Consider the following 17,157-nt stretch of genomic DNA (forward strand, 5'->3'; position numbering starts at 1 on the left):
GGGCAACACGCCCCGTGGACAACAGAAGATGCACGACAAGGGGGGTGCGGTCCCTCGCGGAACCTGCCTCGCGGAAGCTTACTCCGGAACGACGCGAACAGCACCCTTGTCCGCGCTGGTCACCATAGAAGCGTAAGCGCGCAGAGCCGTGGAGACCTGACGCTCACGGGGCTTGGTCGGCTTCCAGGGCAGAGGACCACGGGCCTCTCGACGCCTGGCCAGCTCCTCGTCGGAGACGTGCACCTGCAGGAGCCGGTTGGCGACGTCGATCTCGATCTCGTCGCCGTGTTCGATCAGACCCACGGCTCCTCCCGCTGCGGCCTCCGGGGAGATATGGCCGATCGAGATGCCGGAAGTGCCGCCGGAGAAACGGCCGTCCGTGATGAGGGCGCATTCCTTGCCCAGACCAAGACCCTTGAGGTAAGAGGTCGGGTACAGCATTTCCTGCATCCCGGGACCGCCCTTGGGCCCCTCGTATTGGATCACCACGATGTCGCCGGGTTCGACGTGCTTGGACAGGATCTCGAACACGGCCTCGTCCTGGGACTCGACCACAAAGGCCTTGCCCCGGAAGTGGAACAGGCTCTCGTCGATTCCGGCGGTCTTGATGACCGCTCCGTCCTCGGCGATATTGCCGAAGAGGATGGCCAGGCCCCCGTCCTTGGTGTAGGCGTGCTCGACCGAGTGGATGCATCCGAATTCCGGATCCGTATCCAGTTCCTCGAATTTGTTGGCCGTAGAGAAGGCCTGCGTCGTGCGCACTCCTCCCGGGGCGGCGAGGAACAGTTCACGCGCGCGTTCCGATGCGGAATCGCGGCGGATGTCCCACTCGTTGAGCCATTCGTCCACCGACTCAGCGTGCACGGTGCGCACGCCATCGTGCCGAAACAGCCCTGCCCGGTCCAACTCACCCAGGATCGCGGGGATACCGCCGGCCTTGTGGACGTGCTCGATATGGAATTTCGTCGAGTTCGGGGCAACCTTGGCCAAGCACGGGACGTGCCGAGAGAGCTCGTCAATGTCCTTGAGTTTGAAGTCCACCTCGGCCTCCTGCGCGGCGGCAAGGATGTGCAGAACCGTGTTGGTCGAACCGCCCATGGCGATATCGAGGGCCATCGCATTCGCGAAGGCGTTCTTGGACGCGATATTGCGGGGAAGGACGGATTCGTCGTCCTCCTCGTAGTACTTCTTGGCCAGTTCGACGACGGTGCGGCCGGCATTGAGGAACAGGTCCTTGCGGGCAATCTGGGTCGCCAACGTGGTCCCGTTGCCGGGCAATGAGAGGCCCAATGCCTCCGTCAGGCAGTTCATCGAGTTGGCCGTGAACATACCGGAGCAAGAGCCGCAGGTCGGGCAGGCATTTTCCTCGATCATGCCGAGCTGATCATCGGTCACGGACTCGTCTACCGCGTATGCCATTGCGTCGACCAGGTCGATGCGGTGCTCGATGACTCCCTCGACCGCGTTGCCGGATTCCATGGGGCCGCCGGAGACGAATACCACGGGGATATTCAGGCGCATGGCGGCCATGAGCATCCCGGGAGTGATCTTGTCGCAGTTGGAAATGCACACGAGGGCATCGGCCCGGTGGGCGTTGACCATGTATTCGACCGAATCGGCGATGATGTCGCGGGACGGCAGGGAGTAGAGCATTCCGTCGTGCCCCATCGCGATGCCGTCGTCGACGGCGATCGTATTGAATTCCTTGGCGACTCCGCCGGCCTCTTCCACAGCGCCCGCCACGAGAGAGCCCATATTCTTCAGATGGACGTGGCCCGGAACGAACTGCGTGAAGGAGTTGGCGATCGCGACGATCGGCTTGCCGAAGTCCTCCTTCTTCATTCCCGTCGCACGCCACAGCGCGCGGGCCCCGGCCATGTTCCGCCCGTGCGTGGATGTTCTGGAACGCAGGTCAGGCATATATCCTCCTTGAACGTCTGATGCTCCGTCCAGACTACTCCCGGTTATACTCACGCCAATTGTTGAGATGGGCCATCTTGAATGGTGGAATGCAGGGCCCGGTGCTGTGACGACGGGCGTCACCGAGCGGGTTCCAGTCGGATCAGCCTCTGGGCAACCGTCTCGGCGAAAGCTTCGTCGTGAGTCACCACGAGAACCACGGCGCCCCGAGAAATGCACCGGCGGATGTGCCACTCGAGGATGGAGCGTCCAGCCGCGTCGAGAGAGACCGTGGGTTCGTCCAAGAGGAGAACGGGCGTTTGACGTGCAATGACGGCGGCCAAGGAGAGCAGGCGCCGTTGAGAGGCGCACAGTTCCAGGGGGTGCTCGTCACATTGGAAACCCAGCCCGCAGTCGACGACGGCCTGGTCTGCAGCCAGATGACTCTGGGCGCCGGCGAGCACCTGGGAATAGACCGTACGTTCACTCAGCTGATCCGCCGGATTCTGCAACATAATGGAGATATCGCGCGCCGCTTCCGCGGGCTTGTTCGGAACCGGTTGCCCTCGAACCGCAATCCGCCCCGTCGAGTGTTCAAGCCCCATGATCGCCCGCAGCAGTGTGGTTTTGCCCGCCCCATTCGGTCCGGTGACTGCCACGCATTCCCCCTGGGCCACGCTGAGGCTGAGGTTCTGGACCACGGGCATCTGGCTACCGTGTCGGTACGCGTCCACCGCCCGCAGTTCGAGCCCCGGGCCCCCGATTCCCGATCCCTTGGCCGGCGATACCGGGAAAGCGCGAGCATGGGGTACGAATCCGGTCGGGTTTTCCCCCAGATCCAGTCTGTGGGTAGCCCGGTCGAGGAACGGTTCGTCGTATCCGGCAAGGAGCACGATGCCAAGGCCGTCAGCCGCGAGTGCGTCGATGCTCTCACTCACTGCCGTCGTGGTTTCCGGGTCGACTCCTGCACCTGGCTCATCGAGGATCACGACGGCTGGCCGCAGCACCAGAACGCAGGCCAAAGCCACCAATCGCTCTTGTCCTCCCGAGAGCTCCATCGGGTCCTGGCCGAGTATCCCGCCCAGACCCAAGGTCTCGACAACCCGTGCCACCTCGTACCTCTGCTCATCCCTCGTCATTCCGCGGTATTCCAGACCGAAGGCGATCTCTTCCTCGACCGTCGCTCTCGCGGCCGAGAGATAGGACCGGGCGTCCTGGGGCAAGTAGGCCGCGCACCGGGACCATTCGGACAGATCGGTCTGGGGACGGGCTTCCGAGCGGTAGTCCACACGCTGATCCCCGAATTCGATGAATCCTCGCATCTGCCCTCCGTTGCTGGGGAAGATTCCGGCCATGATCTGCCCCAATGTGGACTTTCCGACGCCGGACCCGCCGGTCACGGCCAGAACCTCGCCAGCGTTGAGCTCGACGTTGACGTCGCACAGCAGAGGGTTCTGAATATCCACGCGCTCCTCGTGGTGGAAGGATTCGATCCCGAGGTTCAGAAGAGCCATACGATCACCGCCGTTGCCACGATCGAGGCTGTCAAGACTGTCCGACGAAGCACAGCTTGGCCCCGGGAGTCGGCGACCTCGCGATACCTCTGGACACGGGCGGGGCCGTGACCGGGGAAGCCGCGAGCCTGGAGGTGCACGGAACGCTCCGTTGCTTCGTACACGACGGAGGATACGAGCGGAACAGTCTGATGCCTCACACGCCGCACCCAGGAGAGCGGAAATCGACCCAGGTCGAGCCCTCGCACGGCCTGTGCCTGTCCGATAACCCACGAGCGCGCGGCCAGGTGGGGGCCCAAATTCAGGGTAGCTATCACCACGTATCCAATGGTGCGCGGAACTCTCGACTCGTCGATCGCGGCCACGAGGCGCATTCGGTCCACAACGAGGAGGCACAGCACACCCACGCCGACAATCGGGACGAGCCTCAACCCGTAGTCGCCCGCGGTCCGGATGCCTTCAGCGGTCAGACGCACCCAACCCCAGTTCAAGAGAACGGTGGCTCCGGTGGTGTCGAACAATGCGTGCACCATGAGCTGCGATACCGCCAGAGGAACCATGATTCCCACCGCGCCGCCGAGCCACGCCCTGCCACGGTGATGGAACAAAGCCAATGCGAAACACAGGAAAGCCACGAGCGCCGCGGACCAGACACCACCGATGGCCGTCGAGACCAGGACGACGGCCAGACCTGCGGTAAGAACCGTGAAGGGATGCAGTCGTGTCAACGCGTCTCAGAAATCCTCCGGACGGTGCGCTGGGGCAGCGCATAGATCAAAAGCGCTACGAGCAAGAAGGAAATCGCCTTATCCCCCGGGTCGGTAATGAGCGCTTGCTTGGTCGTCGCCTGAAGGATCGAGTCTCCGTAGGCTCGGAAGGCCGTCACGATGGCCCCGGTGGCCGCCCCGGATGTTCCCCCGTAGACGAATGCGGCTATGGGCGCCGAGATCGTCGCGCTGATGAGGCCGGAGACGAATCCGAAGATCGGGGCGGACCAGATCCTTCGCACGGCTCCCCAACGTCCTGCCGTCCCGGCGCAGAATCCCACGACCGCCGCGACCGCAGCAAAAGGCAAGAGGGTCGGGTTGAACAGCGACCACACGAGGTTTCCGAGGATTCCCGTCGCGACTGCCGCGCTGCGACCCGCGAGGAAAGCGATGAGAATCGTACCCATAGAGTCGAGGTACAGGGGGACCAACGAGCTGCCGACGAATTGACCCAACAGAATGTTGAGCACCAATCCGACGGGAATGAGAACAATGGTTCCGACGGACAGTCCAGGGAGGGTTCCGGCGAGCAGGAAGAGCGCAGCGACGAGGTATCCCACGAACAGAACCGCGGCCGGAACATTGGTTGCACCGATCGCGGCATCGGTAGGTTGAGTCAGTACGGTCCCGAGGTAGATCGCCGCGATGAGCAACGCACCCACGATGATGCAGAAACGTTGCCACGAGGAGCGCGCGGAAGAACCTGCTTTGATCAGGGAGGGCCGGTCGGTGATGCGAGGTGATGAAGGCATAGGTGTCGTCCGAAAGTCAGATGGAAACGGCCTATGTCACCTCGGCCCCAATGAGCTACCAGATTAGTCCGAGTCGGTCCGCCCGTCACCTTCAGGTCGGAACATGGACCCGCGGGCTAGGTGTTGCTGGACAGAAGGTTGTTGACGCTGGGCCGTGGCCTTGGGCGGCCGGGGTGGAGCGGCTAGCGCTTTGTGCTTGCTCTGCTGGCGAGGACGGCGATGGAGCTGAGTAGAAGCAGCGGGAGGACGTACAGGGCCGCGGTGGTGTAGCCGTGCTCGTCCGGAAACAGCGAGCCTGCGGGGGTGGCGGTAGCCAGCAGGAGGCCTGCAAAGGCGCTGCCTATGCTGAACCCGACGCTGCGGACGATCTGGTTGATCGATAGAACGCTCGAGGTCTCTGGCTGTGGTATCCCGTCGAGCACCAGTCGGGGCATGATCGCGGAGATCCCGCCGACGCCGAAGCCGAGAACGGCCATCGCGAGGAGCGTGGCCGCGAGTGAGCTCGGGGTGGCGGCGAACAGACCGGCGGCGATGACCACGAAGACGACGAAGATCACGAAGGTCCAGCGCGCGGGGACGCGGCTGGTCAGCCAAGGGGTGAGGCGCCCTGCGACGAAGCCGAGTACCGAGAAAGGGATGAGGGCCGCCCCGGCGAGGACGCCGGAGAGGCCGAAGCCGTAGCCGGCTTGGGGTGGACTCTGCACGTAGCGGGTGAGCAGTGAAAACAGCAGGTACATGCCGATGCCGGAGGTCAGCATGGCCGTGTTCGCGCGCAGCACCGCGCCCTTCGTGAAGAGATTGAGGTCGACCAGTGGGGCGGTGGCTCGTCGCTCGATGACGACCCACGCCCACAGCGCGGCGACGGCGGCGGCGAGTATGGAGACCCCGATCCAAGGGGTTTTCCACACGGAGGGTTGCGCGACGACGAGGAGTACGCCGAGCGATCCGAGGCCCAGCAGTACCGCGCCGGGGATGTCGACTCTGACGGGTGGCCGGGGTGCATCTTGCGGGATCGTGCGCCAGGCGATCAGGACCGCGGCGAGGGAGAGCAGGAATCCAACGCCGTAGGCGATGTGTAGTCCGGCGAGCTGGTCGATGAATCCCATGAGTGGGTAGGCGACGCCGATGCCGACGGTGGAGGCGACTGACACTGTCGCGATCGTTGTGTGTGCACGCTCGGCAGGCAGGTGATCGCGGGCCACGCTCATCAGCAAGGCGACCACCCCAAGCCCTAGTCCCTGGAGTGCACGTCCTATGAGCAGTACGCCGAACGGCAGCGGGATCGCGGTGAGTAGGCCACCGACCGCGACGAGCGCCAGAGTGATGAGGATCGTGGCGCGCCGGTGCGAGCCGGCGCCGAGCCTGCCGAGAACCGGGGCGGCGATCGCGCCGCTGAAGAGCGTGAACGTGAGCGTCCACTGCGCCGCGTCTAGGGATACCCGCAGGTTGAGGGCGACCGAGGTGATCAGAGGCGCGCCGACGCCGCCGATCACTGCGCCGAGGAGTGCGACAGTGACGATGGCCGGACCGAGACGACGCGCTGCGGAGCTGTCTGCCGGTGCTGTGCTCATCGGTTCGTCTCCGTGGTGATGTGCGCGAACAGACCCGGGTTGACCCGCGTGCGCAGTCCCACGGCCCACTCCTCATCAAGGTCCTCGACATCCAATGCGGCGCCGGAGTTCAGCAGCATCCCGAAGGCCAGGAACGATTTCACCGTGACGGGCTCCAGCTCGGTCGTCTCCGCGACCGCCTGCCACATCGCGGCGAAGCTCGCGCGTACCGCATCGCGGACCTCGGCATCGCCACAGGCTGCGAACCCCTGTAGCTGCAAGAGCAGGTGGGTCCGATCCGCCAGCAACTCGTAGTACTGCCGACCCATCGCGGAGAGCGCCTCGAGACCGGTCTGGTTCGCTGCCGCAGCCTGCATCCCGTCAGTGACGCGGGCGAAGGCGTCCTGCACAAGTTCCAGAAACAGCGCCTTCTTCGTCCCGAACATGCGGAAGATGTACGCCTGCGTGATCCCCGCGGACCGCGCGATCGCCTCAGTTGATGCTCCGTGCAACCCATGCGCGGCGAACTCTCCCGCCGCGTGCTCCAACACTTGCGAGCGCCGTTCGGCGCCACTCATTCGACTGACCATAGCGCTATATTACTAGTTACTGACTACTAACCAATCAACAAGCATTCGGAAGCCGCCACTCATATGACTCATCGCAACAGCCCTCTCACGCCCGAAGGCCGCCGACGTCTCGTCGAGCGGTGCCGCACCCGCCCGATCGCGCACGTGGCGGCCGAGATGGGCATCTCGCGGGCGACCGCCTCGAAATGGGTGAACCGCTACCGGAAGTTCGGCGAACTTGGGTTGTTTGATCGCTCGTCTGCTCCGGTGCGGCAGCCGACCGCGATGCCCGGCGAGACGGTGGCGCGGATCGAGGAGTTGCGCCGGGAGAAGAAATGGTCGGCATCGCGCATCGCCTTCGAACTGCACCCCGGTGGCGTTCCGGTCAGCCGGCGCGCAATCACTCGGCGACTTGCCCAGCTCGGGTTGAACCATCGGCGTTTCATCGACCCAAATGGCGAGACGAACCGAGAAGTCAAGACGATCACCGCGAAGCATCCCGGGCACATGGTCCACCTAGACGTGAAGAAGGTCGGGCGCATTCCCGATGGGGGTGGCTGGCGCGCACACGGCAAAGGCAGCCCCGAAGCAAGGGCAGCAGCCCGCGCGAAGTCCCGCGGGGTGCGAGGCGGGGACGCGTACCTGCATTCCGCGATCGACGGGCACACTCGCCTGGCGTACACCGAGTCTCTCGAGAACGAGCAGGGCCCCACCGCCGTCGCGTTCCTAAACCGCGCCCGCGAATGGTTCGCCAAGCACGGCATCGTGAAGATCGAGCGGATCATCACCGACAACGGCGCCTGCTACCGCTCCGGCGCCTTCGCCGCTGCCCTCACTGGTGCTGAGCATCGGCGCACGAAGCCGTACACGCCCAAGCACAACGGGAAAGTCGAGCGCTACAACCGCATCCTGGCCGAAGAGTTCCTCTATGCGAGGACCTGGACCTCAGAGCACCAGCGCGAGAAAGCGCTGGAGACCTGGAACCTGCACTACAACTACCACCGGCCACACGGCGCGCACGACGGCAATCCACCCGCATCCGCTACCCCGCGACGCGTCAACAACGTCCTGGCCTCCTACAGCTAGGAGTCGAACTTGTCGACTCGCCGAGCGAGATCCACGATCGACGAACGCAGGCGCGAGAATCCTTGGTCCGGATCATTCGATGTCACGAGCCGGGCCGAAGGCCTGCGCCCCAAGAGATTTCGCAGGTCGGCGACCGTCGCTCCGTAGGCCGGGCCATCGCTCGTCACGACGTCGATGTTGGTCGTCACGGCCTCGTAGGTCGCGTCCCCAATCGCGGCGGCGGAGGCGAAGAAGTCATGAACGTGGGCCATGTACCCGTAACCGTATTCTTCGTGGAACTCGAAGTAGAATCGTAGGGCGTCGTCCAGGACTCTGAGGAGTTCGGTGCCTCGACCATGGGGATCGAGGGCTTGGGGATTGCCTGCGTCGATTGCCCAGGTTGCGGCTTCCTCCGGCATCAGTTCATACCGTTCGGTCGTCTCCAAGCCGCACACCAACGGAAGTTTTTCCTCGGGCAGATCCTCGTACGCCTCGTAGACCGCGAAGACCTCGTGCGCGGCGTGCGGGTCCGAGTGAATGTTCCACTCGGTCAACGGGGTCGTGTTCCCGGGATGGAAAAATGCTCCGCCCATGATCGTGAGCGAACGGAGCAACTCGGGAAGCCGCGGCTCGATCCGCAGCGCGAGGGCGAAATTGGTCAGGGGTGCGGTGCATATCGCATCCAGTTCCCCCGGATTCGCTCGCGCCAATTCTGCCCACACTTCCGGGGCGTAACCATCAGAGATGCTCTCGGAGGAATGGACCTGCGCGTGGCCGATTCCTTGCGGCCCGTGCGTTTCTGGAGTGGTCGTCAGCTCCGCCTCGAGAGGCTGCCTCGCCCCCAGAAAGACGGGCACATCTTCACGCCCGCACAACCGCAGGAGACCCAAGTTGTTCCTCGCGACGTCGTCGGCCGGAACGTTCCCGGGGGTGCAGGAGATCGCCTCGAAGCGCACTTCGGGCTGGGCGGCCAGGTACACCAGGGCTATCGCATCGTCGATGCCTGTGTCGTTGTCCAAAAGAATGCGGGGCATGGACCCAGCATAGGCCTGAGCCGTGCCGATCAGCGGATGCAGACGCGGACAAACCCGGCGGTGGTCTCAGCGGGAACAAGCTCCTGCCGAGACGACCGCTGGGTCTCGCCCCGAGTACTGACCGCTACGCATAGGGGCGTCAGTCCTCGTCGTTTTCTTCCTCATCGGGTTGATGGATGATCGTGGTGTTTCCGTGCCCGTGACGCCCACGCTGATGCGTACGCTGTGCGGCCGGACGATCCGCCACGATCGGGTAGAGACCGGTCACGCCTTCACGCTCGGCCGCCAACTCGCGGACGCGCTTGCGAACCGCGAACCATCCGATGATCAGCGCGGGAATGATGATGATCATCGAGCTCAACGTGTAAGTACCCACGGGGTAATCGAATCCGATCAGTACCACGACGCACCCGAGGAATACCAGGGTGACCCAGTTGGTCACCGGAGCAAAAGGCGCCCTGTAACTGGGCCTCTCGTAACGTCCTTTCTTGACGAGCGAGACGAACTTCATGTGCGCCATCGTGATCGCAACCCAACCGGCGATGATTCCGAGGGACGCAATATTCAGCACGATTTCGAAGGCCGCGTCCGGAACGAAGTAGTTCAGGATCACGCCCAACAGAGCCACGGCCGCGGTCAGCAGAATCCCTCCGTAAGGAACACCCGACTTTGTCAAACGCTGGGCGAATTGCGGTGCCGAACCTGCCATCGACATCGAGTGCAGAATGCGCCCCGTGGAATACAACCCGGCGTTGAGCGATGACAGGGCCGCGGTGATCACCACCAACTCCATAATCGGTCCCGCGGCCCCCACGTTGATGGATGAGAAGAACGTGACAAAGGGGGACTCGTCTTCGCTGAAGGCCGTATAGGGCAAAAGCAGGCACAACAGGAAAATCGCGCCGACGTAGAAGATCGCGATACGAAGAATCACGGTGTTGATGGCTTTGGGGATCACCTTGGCCGCGTTGCGGGTCTCTCCGGAGGTGGTGCCGACCAGCTCGATCGAGGCATACGCGAAAACGACGCCCTGCATGATGACCATCGCCGGGAGGAATCCATTGGGGAAGAGTCCGCCGTTCTCCGAGATCAGGCCGAGTCCTCGGGGGCTGCCTGTCGGCGTGCCGAAAATGACGAAAACGATCGCCAAAACCAGGAAGATGACTAGGGCGACGACCTTGATCAACGAGAACCAGAATTCCATCTCGCCGAAGACTTTGACCGAGATCAGGTTCATGATCACCACGACCACGATCACGAAGAGCGCGACGAACCACTGGGGTATTGCGTCGATGAACGAGCTGTACTGCCCGAACCAGTGCACGTAGATCGCAATGGCAGTGGAGTCCACGATGGCCGTGGTTGCCCAATTGAGCCAGTACATCCATCCGGAGACGTAGGCGGCCTTCTCTCCGTAGAACTCGCGCGTATAAGAAACGAAGGAGCCTGATGAAGGCCGGTGAACCACCAGCTCGCCCAGCTGACGCAGGATCAAGTAGGCGATCAGTCCACAGAGCGCGTAATCCAAGAACAAGGACGGGCCGGCGCTGGCCAGGCGTCCTCCGGCACCGAGAAACAGACCGGTGCCGATCGCTCCTCCGATGGCGATCATTTGGAGCTGTCGAGGCCCCAAGCCTTGCTGAAGTCCGGCCTGTTCCTGCTCATAGGCCATTTCTTCCGGATATTTCGTTGCCTGCTGTTGAGGCGTTTGAGTCATAGGTTCCTCTAGATTTCGTGACACCGCGGGGCCGACGGTTCGCCTGTGCGAGGCGGGCAAGCCAGAGGAAAAGCGCGCGGCGTCGGTGTTGCATCAACTGGTCACTCGCCAGTCACGACCACCCTGTTGTGGTAACGACTACAGGCTGTAGTGATCTGCATCCACAAAAGACGCAATCGACACGATAACCCCAAGTGTCACAATCACGTAACAGGCACCACACACGAAATACCGTGTCACAAGCCGTAGCTGGCTCGCCTGCGTTGGAATCCCGGGCTCATTCCGGGAAAAGTGGGCCAAATAAAATGACCATCCCGAGCGGCCGAGAGACTTGGCTCGACGACGCCGCAGCAACCCGCGAGGCCCGAGCCTCGTCGGTGCTAACGCCACGACCGATGGAGGAAACATGCTGAACAGTTCCGACCGCATCCGCACAACCCACGTGGGTTCGCTGCCCCGCACGGATGAGCTCATTCAAGCCAACGCACAACGCGGCAAGGGCGAAATCTCCGAACCCGACTTTCAGCGTGTACTGACCGAATCGGTCCACGAGATCGTGGGGAAACAAGTCGAGTGGGGAATCGACGTCGTCAACGACGGCGAATACGGTCACGCGATGGCCAGCGACGTGGACTACGGCGCGTGGTGGCATTACTCCTTCGCCCGGACCGGTGGCCTCGAAACGGTCGACGACACCTCGTTCCGGGAGATCCTCAAGACCCCAGGCAACGGACGCTACAACAGCTTTGCCGTCCGCCGGGATTGGAACCGGTTCGCCGACTTCTATGAGTCATTAGACCTGGGCAATGACCCTGATGCCGAGTTCCCGATCGCGACCGGGCCACTGACGTACAAGGGCCAGGACGCCGTCGCCGCGGACATCAACAACCTGCGAATGGCCGTGACCCAACAGGGCGCATCCGAGGCGTTCGTCGCGTCGCTCTCCCCCGGCTCGGCCTCGCGCATCGGAAACCATCACTACGCGACCGACGAAGAGTTCATCTACGCCTGGGCGGATGTTCTCCATGAGGAATACAAGGCGATCACGGACGCGGGTTTCATCGTCCAACTCGACGATCCCTCGATCGCCGAAGCATGGGACCAGTTGGTTCCGGAACCGACGATCGAGGAGTATCTACGGTTCAATCAGCTCGCTATTGAGGCCGCAAACTATGCCCTGCGGGGAATACCTGAAGAGCAAATCCGATTCCACTTGTGTTGGGGATCGTGGCACGGACCGCACACGACCGACATCGAGATCAAGCACCTCATCGAATCGCTCTTCACTATTAACGCCGGCGCCTACGTTTTCGAAGCCGCGAATGTTCGCCACGCCCACGAGTGGAAAGCCTGGGAGGATGTGAGACTGCCCGAGGGCAAATTGGTCATCCCCGGGGTTGTTTCCCACTCGACCAACGTCGTCGAGCATCCCGAACTCGTGGCCCAGCGCATCGAGCAATACGCTTCGGTCGTCGGCAAAGAGAACGTCATTGCGGGCACCGATTGCGGCCTCGGTGGACGTCTTCACCCGCAAATCGCGGAAGCCAAGCTCAAATCTCTGACGAAGGGTGCGCGCATCGCGAGCGAGCGGCTGTTTTAGGGTGGACTGTAGAACCCTCGCAATCTCCCTTAAGGAATGAGCTCATGTCCGCTGGTCACCCCCAATCCCAAGATTCCACCCCCACGAGCGAGCATCCCTCGCAGATTTTCGCGCCCGTCGCGGGAGAAATCATTCGGATCGAGCACGTCGACGATCCTGTGTTCGCCGGAAAGATGATGGGTGAAGGCTTCGGCATTCAGAATCCCACCTCGGGAGAAATCGTCGCCCCCGTGGCCGGAGAAGTAACCGTGACGACGAGCAGCAAACATGCGCTCGGCATCCGGACCGACGACGGTCTCGAGGTTCTGCTGCATTTGGGGATCGATACCGTCGAGCTCAAGGGCGCGCCTTTCGAGCTGCATTCAGCCAAACACGACCGGGTCGCGGCGGGCCAACGACTGGGCACGATGGATATTGAGGCGGTCCGTGCCGCGGGCAAGGACCCGACGACCATCGTGGTCATCACCAATTCCGCCGACCGACTGGAAGAGCTTTCGGTACAGGGCGGTCAGGCGGCACTGGGCGACGTGGCGGCGTCCGCTGTGCTGCGCGACTGATTGCGGACGCCCCAATTTCTTCGGGGCAGTCCGCTCTAGAACACGATCGCGTGGTTCCCGTGCCAGAAGACGCGATCTTCTGCATGGGCTTGGACCGCTCGGGACAGAGTCGCTCTTTCCACATATGCCCCGTGTTTCTGCAGATCCGCAGGCGAGAACGTGTGGTCCACCCGCGTGACGTCCTGTTCGATGATAGGCCCGGCGTCGAGCTCCGGCGTGACGTAATGTGCCGTTGCCCCGATCAGTTTGACCCCGCGTTCCCAGGCCATGCGGTAAGGACCGGCGCCGATGAAAGCGGGCAGGAACGAGTGATGGATGTTGATAATCGGCACATCGATCCGCCGCAGGAAGTCCTCGGACAGGATCTGCATGTACCTGGCCAGGACCATGAAGTCGGCTTTCCCGCTCACGAGCTCCATGATCTGTGCCTCGGCGACCGACTTGTCCGACCCGTGGGACGGGACGTGATGGAACGGGATGCCGAAGTATTCGACCTCGTCGCGCAGGTCTGGATGATTCGATATGACCATGGGGATCTCGACCGGGAGTTCACCGCGCTTCTGGCGCCACAGCAATTCCAAAAGACAGTGATCAGACTTCGGTGCCAAGACAACCATGCGCTTGGGCTTCGATCGATCGATCAGCTGCCATTCGAGCCCAACAGATGACAGAGTCTCTTGCAGGTCGGATTCCAACTCTGGAATCGACTCAGAAAAATTCTCTTTCTGGAAAACTGTCCGCTGGTAGAAGACCGGGTCCTGGTCAATACTCGTAAACTGGTCGTTCTGGAGAATATTTCCCCCGTTGCGAGCTATCGCAGAAGCTACCGTCCCCACTATGCCCGGGCGGTCGGGACCTTTAACGACCAAACAGGCCTGGTCCTGCATTCGATCGACCAAATGTGTCATTGATTCTCCGTGTTCCTCTCGAGGGGATGACCGGCCTCAGCGGATCTCGCCAAGGAGTTTATCCTCTCGATATTTTCCGCTCTTCTGCTTCCACAATATTGACCAACAACATCGCACGCGTCATAGGTCCGACGCCACCCGGATTTGGTGAGAACCATTGCGCTTTCTCCAGTGCTTGGGGATGAATATCCCCTACCAGTTGGTATCGTCCGGTTGCCGGTTCCATGATCCGCGAGACACCTACATCGAGCAGAATCGCGCCTTCTTTGACCTGTTCGGGTCGAACCGCATGCGGCACTCCCATCGCTGCCACTATGACGTCTGCTCTAGACAGGACATCCTCAAGGTCGGGGGTGCCCGTATGCGCCACGGTAACGGTCGCATTGATCAGCTTGCTTGAAAGCAACAATTCCAATGGTCGTCCGACGGTGATCCCACGGCCAAGAATGACCACGTGCTTCCCCATCAGGCCGACACGATGCCGTTGAAGTAACTCGATGATACCTGCGGGCGTACACGGTAATGCCGATTCTGTATGCCCTGAGACGTTTAACACCAGTCTTCCGAGGTTCAGTGGGTGCAGCCCATCTGCATCTTTCTGTGGGTCGATCTTCTCGAGAACACGCTTTTCATCGATATGCTTCGGCAGGGGCAACTGGACGATGTATCCCGTGCAGCAAGGGTCCTGGTTCAACTCATCTACGACCCGTTCGACCTGCTCCTGGGTCGCATCTTCGGGCAGGTCACGTCTGAGGGAAACGATGCCCACTTCGGCGCAGTCTTGAACTTTGTTCCGTACATAGGAACGGGATGCGGGATCCTCTCCCACCAGTACAATGCCAAGACCCGGCTCGACTCCACGGGCGTTCAGATCGCGGATTCGCTCGGAAAGCTCCCGTCGAATTGCTTCGGCGGCCGATCTTCCATCCAGCACCTGTGACTTTGGCACGTTCATGGCCGCCCCCTGAACTTATGTATCCATTCGACACAGTCTTTGACCCCGCCGAAGGTATAAAAGTGAATTGCTATATCTCCTGTGTTGGGATCGTTCAGTTCCCGCGCGGCTTCCTGGATGAACTTATCGGGAGTCGACGATCCGATGAGGTTTGTCACCGAGAATCCGTATTTCTTGATCATCGAGGCATTGGTTGCAATGCCTAAGCGTCGGGCAAACCCCAAAAGTCGCTTGACCCCCGCTGGGCCTGGAGAACCGATTCGGATTTTTGCTTCGATTCCCCGTCGACGCACCTCTTCCACCCAAGCCTGGACGGCACCGACGCTAAAGGTGAATTGGGAGATGATCGACGATTCGAGTCCTTGACCCTCGAGTGCGTCGAGCTTATTGGTCAAAGCTTCCCAAAGTTTCTGATCGGCGATATCCGGATGCCCTTCGGGATAACCAGCCACGCCGACCTCCCGAACTCCGTATTCAGGCAGTATTCCTGTTTGGATCAGGCTCAACGAATCTGCAAATGGTCCTTCAGCCTTCGACGGATCTCCTCCCACAACGAAAATATTCCGTGTGGCGCCGATCGCCTGGAGTTTTGAAAGAATTTCCTTGAGCTCCTCCATCGATCGAATCCGACGTGCGGAAATATGAGGAACGGGCACCAACCCGAGCTCCAGGACGGCCCGAGCTGCCCCAACGCGAAGTTCAAGGTCTTCGTTTCCCAAATAGGTGACGTTAACCCTAGTTTCCGCTGGGATATGCAAGGCCCCTTCCCGAAGCCCCTCGACATCCTTTCCTGTTATTTCGAGCGAGAAATCCTGCATCAAGTTATCCGCAGATCGAACTTGGTCAGCCATGTCTATATTCTTCTTTCGGTTCTCCGTGCAGTCTCCGGATGCGTATTGGGGTCCTTAGTTCTTGCGGTAGTTGCTACGTGCGAAAGAAGAGTATGGGGCGGGCTGGACTACGGCATTAATAGTTACCTGCCTGTGCTGTTCGACGGCAGGCTTGGTCGAATTCGGGTTTTCGCCCCACAGCACTTCAACAGGTGTACCTGGCTGAGCATGACTTTCATCGACACTCGCCAAGGATACGAATGCATTCTCATTGGCGATGTATCCGGCGTCGTGGGAGACCCCGACGGTTTCCCCTTGTGACCGGACCTCGTCCACCTGAAACAACCCATAACGGGCTTTAGGGAATTCGATGTACTTGGCGGGGACTCCATCCTCATACAGAGTCTTCTGAGCCGCGGCCAGATCATCCGGGTCCCATACCAACGTCACCTTGGTCCGTTGTGGACCTTCAGACAACTTCTTCAAGGCTTCGTGCCCAATGAAGTCGTGGTCGAACTTGATGGTCCGACCATACCCAATGTCATACGGGGTGTTGTAGTAGCTGCGAATGTCATCCGATGCAAAGCTCCCCGCCAGCGACCCTATACGGTCCGCCGGAAGCCATTCGAGGTATTCGTCCATTCGGTTTCCCGTGAAAATCGCGGGGAAAGGCGAGGGCACCCACGCAGATTCCAGATTTGCTGTTGAATACGCTTTCGCCCCGACGAGTACAAGATCGAGTTCCCGGCCCGCGTCAAGGATCGCATTCCGGACACTTTCGCCTTCGGCCCAAGGCCCAAAAAGCTCAAACCCAGGTTGACCGGCCATACCGTGACGCAATGATCGCACTGTGCAACCAGCTATGGTCAGGTCTGCCATGCCGAAGAATTTGGTTTCCGGCACAGAACCACCGATAACAGATTCAAGGAGTCTCAGGGCATTTGGGCCCTGGATTTCGTATCGGTAGAGCTCCGGATCGCCTTCCTCGCGCATGATCGAGTTGTAGTCCCTTCGGAAGGTGACATCGTATCCGCCCGTCTCGCCGATAAACTGCACCCAATCTTGGACCATGTACCAACCAACCAGGTCAAAGGAGTTTTCGTCCAGGTAGAACAGCACTGCGTCCCCGATGAGGTAACCCTCGTAATTGACGGCCACGAACTGCTTGGCGCGATTCGGCTCGAAATTCTTGAAACTGTTGACCCCTGTGTCTTCCAACAGTTTGAGTGCATCCGGCCCCGAGATGAACAGGTCAGTCATGTGATGCGACTGATCCAAAAATGCAACTGACTCACGCCACGCTTTTTGTTCCGAGCGCCAATTCGTGAATTCAGGCTTGACCGGAAAGATAGCGGGCAACGCTTGGGCATTGCGGAGTGCCTCAACGGCGCTTCCGGCTTGGGCAATGACCTGGGCTGCTGACTCCGTCATGAGATCTCC

At 61.2% G+C, this 17,157-nt stretch carries 15 protein-coding genes and 1 riboswitch; of the genes, 3 read left to right on the top strand and 12 right to left on the bottom strand.

All coding sequences use genetic code 11. From position 1 onward, the window contains the following. Positions 1-78: 78 nt before the first annotated feature. The 6 genes from ilvD to EWV35_RS10220 form a co-directional block, all read right to left on the bottom strand. On the bottom strand, positions 79-1,920 hold the full coding sequence (gene ilvD, locus EWV35_RS10195; RefSeq protein ID WP_129661527.1) for a dihydroxy-acid dehydratase: 1,842 nt from the start codon (positions 1,918-1,920) through the stop codon (positions 79-81). 119 nt (positions 1,921-2,039) lie between these two features. Further along, positions 2,040-3,413, bottom strand: a complete 1,374-nt coding sequence (locus tag EWV35_RS10200; protein ID WP_129661530.1) for an ATP-binding cassette domain-containing protein — start codon at positions 3,411-3,413, stop codon at positions 2,040-2,042. Next, positions 3,401-4,141, bottom strand: a complete 741-nt coding sequence (locus tag EWV35_RS10205) for an energy-coupling factor transporter transmembrane component T family protein (RefSeq protein WP_129661533.1) — start codon at positions 4,139-4,141, stop codon at positions 3,401-3,403. The genes EWV35_RS10200 and EWV35_RS10205 overlap by 13 nt, the downstream gene beginning before the upstream one ends. Beyond that, complete coding sequence (locus EWV35_RS10210) at positions 4,138-4,932, bottom strand: ECF transporter S component (RefSeq protein WP_129661536.1); 795 nt, start codon at positions 4,930-4,932, stop codon at positions 4,138-4,140. Before EWV35_RS10210 ends, EWV35_RS10205 begins: the two co-directional genes overlap by 4 nt. 182 nt (positions 4,933-5,114) lie before the next feature. Beyond that, positions 5,115-6,503, bottom strand: a complete 1,389-nt coding sequence (locus EWV35_RS10215) for an MFS transporter (RefSeq protein ID WP_129661539.1) — start codon at positions 6,501-6,503, stop codon at positions 5,115-5,117. Further along, positions 6,500-7,072: a TetR/AcrR family transcriptional regulator gene (locus EWV35_RS10220; RefSeq protein ID WP_238654395.1), complete on the bottom strand. Its 573-nt coding sequence runs from the start codon at positions 7,070-7,072 to the stop codon at positions 6,500-6,502. The genes EWV35_RS10215 and EWV35_RS10220 overlap by 4 nt, the downstream gene beginning before the upstream one ends. Positions 7,073-7,135: 63 nt before the next feature. On the opposite strand from EWV35_RS10220, the gene EWV35_RS10225 reads away from it, so the two are divergent. Continuing rightward, positions 7,136-8,137, top strand: a complete 1,002-nt coding sequence (locus EWV35_RS10225) for an IS481 family transposase (RefSeq protein ID WP_129661541.1) — start codon at positions 7,136-7,138, stop codon at positions 8,135-8,137. On the opposite strand, the gene EWV35_RS10230 is transcribed toward EWV35_RS10225, so the two are convergent. After that, complete coding sequence (locus EWV35_RS10230) at positions 8,134-9,150, bottom strand: nucleoside hydrolase (protein WP_129661544.1); 1,017 nt, start codon at positions 9,148-9,150, stop codon at positions 8,134-8,136. The two genes, EWV35_RS10225 and EWV35_RS10230, sit on opposite strands and share 4 nt — an antisense overlap. Positions 9,151-9,289: 139 nt before the next feature. Then, complete coding sequence (locus tag EWV35_RS10235) at positions 9,290-10,867, bottom strand: amino acid permease (RefSeq protein ID WP_129661547.1); 1,578 nt, start codon at positions 10,865-10,867, stop codon at positions 9,290-9,292. A 306-nt stretch (positions 10,868-11,173) separates the two neighbouring features. Continuing rightward, positions 11,174-11,269, top strand: a riboswitch (SAM riboswitch). Positions 11,270-11,273: 4 nt separating this feature from the next. Between EWV35_RS10235 and EWV35_RS10240 the strand changes: the two genes are divergently transcribed. Both EWV35_RS10240 and EWV35_RS10245 read left to right on the top strand, forming a co-directional pair. Further along, the gene (locus EWV35_RS10240) at positions 11,274-12,467 is read left to right on the top strand and encodes a cobalamin-independent methionine synthase II family protein (protein ID WP_129661550.1); all 1,194 of its coding nucleotides are present in this window, start codon (positions 11,274-11,276) and stop codon (positions 12,465-12,467) included. A 44-nt stretch (positions 12,468-12,511) separates the two neighbouring features. After that, positions 12,512-13,024, top strand: a complete 513-nt coding sequence (locus EWV35_RS10245) for a PTS sugar transporter subunit IIA (RefSeq protein WP_129661553.1) — start codon at positions 12,512-12,514, stop codon at positions 13,022-13,024. Between the two features lie 35 nt (positions 13,025-13,059). On the opposite strand, the gene purU is transcribed toward EWV35_RS10245, so the two are convergent. Genes purU through EWV35_RS10265 form a run of 4 tightly spaced genes read right to left on the bottom strand, consistent with a single transcriptional unit; the run spans position 13,060 to position 17,148 of the window. Beyond that, positions 13,060-13,932: a formyltetrahydrofolate deformylase gene (gene purU, locus EWV35_RS10250; protein WP_129661556.1), complete on the bottom strand. Its 873-nt coding sequence runs from the start codon at positions 13,930-13,932 to the stop codon at positions 13,060-13,062. A gap of 58 nt (positions 13,933-13,990) precedes the next feature. After that, on the bottom strand, positions 13,991-14,887 hold the full coding sequence (locus EWV35_RS10255; RefSeq protein WP_129661559.1) for a bifunctional methylenetetrahydrofolate dehydrogenase/methenyltetrahydrofolate cyclohydrolase: 897 nt from the start codon (positions 14,885-14,887) through the stop codon (positions 13,991-13,993). After that, positions 14,884-15,738: a methylenetetrahydrofolate reductase gene (locus EWV35_RS10260; RefSeq protein WP_129661562.1), complete on the bottom strand. Its 855-nt coding sequence runs from the start codon at positions 15,736-15,738 to the stop codon at positions 14,884-14,886. Before EWV35_RS10260 ends, EWV35_RS10255 begins: the two co-directional genes overlap by 4 nt. A 54-nt stretch (positions 15,739-15,792) precedes the next feature. Beyond that, entirely contained in the window at positions 15,793-17,148 is a 1,356-nt protein-coding gene (locus EWV35_RS10265) for an aminomethyltransferase family protein (RefSeq protein ID WP_129661565.1), read from the bottom strand. Between the last annotated feature and the right edge of the window lie 9 nt (positions 17,149-17,157).

Origin of the sequence: Rothia uropygialis, assembly GCF_004137765.1 — a bacterium.
Lineage (GTDB): Bacteria > Actinomycetota > Actinomycetes > Actinomycetales > Micrococcaceae > Rothia.

What these genes read in the sequence shown, in the direction of transcription:
- EWV35_RS10235 (WP_129661547.1), bottom strand. Translation starts at nt 10,867, where the DNA reads ATGACTCAAACGCCTCAACAGCAGGCAACGAAATATCCGGAAGAAATG.
- EWV35_RS10260 (WP_129661562.1), bottom strand. Translation starts at nt 15,738, where the DNA reads ATGGCTGACCAAGTTCGATCTGCGGATAACTTGATGCAGGATTTCTCG.
- ilvD (WP_129661527.1), bottom strand. Translation starts at nt 1,920, where the DNA reads ATGCCTGACCTGCGTTCCAGAACATCCACGCACGGGCGGAACATGGCC.
- EWV35_RS10240 (WP_129661550.1), top strand. Translation starts at nt 11,274, where the DNA reads ATGCTGAACAGTTCCGACCGCATCCGCACAACCCACGTGGGTTCGCTG.
- EWV35_RS10265 (WP_129661565.1), bottom strand. Translation starts at nt 17,148, where the DNA reads ATGACGGAGTCAGCAGCCCAGGTCATTGCCCAAGCCGGAAGCGCCGTT.
- EWV35_RS10255 (WP_129661559.1), bottom strand. Translation starts at nt 14,887, where the DNA reads ATGAACGTGCCAAAGTCACAGGTGCTGGATGGAAGATCGGCCGCCGAA.
- EWV35_RS10210 (WP_129661536.1), bottom strand. Translation starts at nt 4,932, where the DNA reads ATGCCTTCATCACCTCGCATCACCGACCGGCCCTCCCTGATCAAAGCA.
- EWV35_RS10220 (WP_238654395.1), bottom strand. Translation starts at nt 7,072, where the DNA reads ATGGTCAGTCGAATGAGTGGCGCCGAACGGCGCTCGCAAGTGTTGGAG.
- purU (WP_129661556.1), bottom strand. Translation starts at nt 13,932, where the DNA reads ATGACACATTTGGTCGATCGAATGCAGGACCAGGCCTGTTTGGTCGTT.
- EWV35_RS10200 (WP_129661530.1), bottom strand. Translation starts at nt 3,413, where the DNA reads ATGGCTCTTCTGAACCTCGGGATCGAATCCTTCCACCACGAGGAGCGC.
- EWV35_RS10215 (WP_129661539.1), bottom strand. Translation starts at nt 6,503, where the DNA reads ATGAGCACAGCACCGGCAGACAGCTCCGCAGCGCGTCGTCTCGGTCCG.
- EWV35_RS10245 (WP_129661553.1), top strand. Translation starts at nt 12,512, where the DNA reads ATGTCCGCTGGTCACCCCCAATCCCAAGATTCCACCCCCACGAGCGAG.
- EWV35_RS10225 (WP_129661541.1), top strand. Translation starts at nt 7,136, where the DNA reads ATGACTCATCGCAACAGCCCTCTCACGCCCGAAGGCCGCCGACGTCTC.
- EWV35_RS10230 (WP_129661544.1), bottom strand. Translation starts at nt 9,150, where the DNA reads ATGCCCCGCATTCTTTTGGACAACGACACAGGCATCGACGATGCGATA.